This is a genomic window from Stenotrophomonas sp. Steno-Z1 (assembly GCF_056393175.1).
This window is the reverse complement of record NZ_JBWJPB010000033.1, coordinates 1-222: the sequence shown is the minus strand read 5'-3', so window position 1 is coordinate 222 and position 222 is coordinate 1. Positions and strand designations below refer to the sequence as shown.

Below are 222 nucleotides of genomic sequence, written 5' to 3'. Positions count from 1 at the left end.
GAACTGTCGGTGCAGGCGTCCAACGCCACCAACTCCGCCAGCGACCGCAAGGCCCTGCAGGCCGAAGTCACCCAGCTGGTCAGCGAAATCGACCGCGTCGCCAAGCAGTCCGACTTCAACGGCACCAAGCTGCTGGACGGTTCGTTCTCCAGCCAGCTGTTCCAGGTCGGCGCCAACGCCGGCCAGGCCATCGCCATCGACAAGGTCGTGGACGCCAAGGCC

The 222-nt window shown here is 66.2% G+C and carries 1 protein-coding gene; it reads left to right on the top strand.

Annotated features, from left to right (window positions below; translation table 11 throughout):
- Positions 1-222, top strand: a 222-nt coding sequence (locus AC06FD_RS20480) for a flagellin N-terminal helical domain-containing protein (protein ID WP_478078740.1), incomplete at both ends; no start/stop codon positions are given.